The organism is Dolichospermum sp. LEGE 00246 (assembly GCF_015207865.1).
GTDB lineage: Bacteria > Cyanobacteriota > Cyanobacteriia > Cyanobacteriales > Nostocaceae > Dolichospermum > Dolichospermum heterosporum.
Window position 1 is genome coordinate 1 of record NZ_JADEWA010000691.1, and the last position, 1,825, is coordinate 1,825.

1 protein-coding gene is annotated in these 1,825 nt (G+C 41.1%); it reads right to left on the reverse strand.

What is annotated here, in order from left to right; genetic code table 11:
- Positions 1-83: 83 nt before the first annotated feature.
- A complete protein-coding gene (gene ltrA, locus IQ228_RS25630; RefSeq protein WP_193964943.1) occupies positions 84-1,742 on the reverse strand; it encodes a group II intron reverse transcriptase/maturase in 1,659 nt (552 codons plus the stop codon).
- Positions 1,743-1,825 lie beyond the last annotated feature (83 nt).

Below are 1,825 nucleotides of genomic sequence, written 5' to 3' on the forward strand. Positions count from 1 at the left end.
TAGTCGGGTAAGGTTCAAGCGTCACCGCTCTCCCCTCCCCTAAGAACCGTGCATAAGACTTTCGCACTTACACGGCTCAAGCCTTACTTCAAGCGAGTTGACTTGGTTTTAGAATGTTCCTGTTTGTGACACGCATGATGCAAGTGCTGTAGGTTTTCAATGCCGTCTCGTCCACCTTGAGCAACAGGAACTATGTGATGGGTGTTTAATTCCTCTCCATTGAATAAAGGTTCACCACAGATAGGACATTTCCAATTTTGGTTTTGAGCGATTTTATACTTCCAAGAGTTTTTCTCCCAGTAGCTCTTTCCATATTTCTGGTGGCGTTTTTCCCAGTATTCTTTGAGTGAAGGGTCATCTGGCGACGCTTCCCCCTTGACCTTTACATGGCGTTCGATGGGCGTGTACGCTATCGGAAATAGGATTATATCCTTTTCTTTCCCTCTACGGTCGCTAGTTATCGTAGCGAATGTCCATTTATTACCATTTATTGTCTTGAAGTAACGCTTCCGAATCCATTTTGTATTTTTGTTGGGATGTCTACGTTTAGCCCAACACCAAAGGTATCGCCATGTTCTACTTTTGATATATTCAAAAGTTTTTTTACTAACAACCCCTTTGTAATAATTGGAAAATCCACGAAGAATTGGATTAAGTCTTTTTATAACTGATTCTTGTTCGCACCCATTCATTGCTCTGATTTCTCGCCCAATTCGTTTGCAGAAGTCCAAGACCTTCTTCTTCGAGGGCTTGATAAGCAATTTGCCATTGTAATGGCGGTGGTTGAATCCAAGAAAGTCAAAACCATCCTCCATCGACGTGATTAACGTCTTTTCCGCACTGAGATTCAGTCCTCTTTCTGATAACCATTGCTGAATCTGGATTTGGGCTTTTTCAAGACTTCCTTTGTCTCTAGCTGTGACAATAAAATCATCAGCATATCTAACCACGCCAAGTTTGGAATTAGTGGATTTTATATAGTTTTCTAATCCATGCAAACCGATGTTGGCTAGAAGGGGTGATATTACTCCTCCCTGTGGTGTACCTGTCTCTGTTGGGTGATATTTCCCTTCAAAGATAAATCCAGCTTTTAACCATCCTTTTATTAGGTTTCTTTTAGGGAAGTTTCCTAATCGCTTGAGGATAGATTCATGGATAATGTTATCAAAGAAACTTTGAATATCAGCTTCTAGAACCCAAGTATTTCTAGCATTTGGACTTGCATTTAATCTTATCCAGTTTTGTGCTATAGCGTCTTGACAACTTCTTCCGGCTCTGAACCCATAGGAATTTGGTTCAAATATGGCTTCCCATTCGGGTTCTAGTGAATTAACTATTATTGCCTGTTCGATTCTGTCACGCACGGTTGGGATTCCGAGCGGTCGTTTTTTACCGTTGGATTTTGGAATCATTACCCGTTTTGTGGGGTCTTGATTGCCGCCTTTCCAGTTGTTTACCAGCTTCACTCGCTGCTCTGGGGTATTGATTATTTCTTTGTCAATTCCTGCCGTTGCTCTGCCTTTGTTGGTCTGAGTGATTTTCCGAACAGATAATATTAGGTTTGCGTAGCTTCTTTGCATTAACTTTTGGAGACTTCGCAGTTTCTTCCAGTTACCAAGTTTTCTCGCGAGAAAGATTCGTTGACGCAGATTCTTAACCGCTTTATTAATCTGTTTCCAGTTGACCTGATTCCAGTTTTCTAGCGGTTTTCTTAGTCCGTTTGTTGTACTTGCATACACCATCTAACTTGTCATCGAATTAAGTTTCTTTTGTTTAGTCTCTTTCTCATAAGACCCAAGAAAAGTCTGCTATTCCTTTCGGTCAG

Coding starts and splice junctions, on each gene's coding strand:
- ltrA (WP_193964943.1), bottom strand. CDS start 1,742: ATGGTGTATGCAAGTACAACAAACGGACTAAGAAAACCGCTAGAAAAC.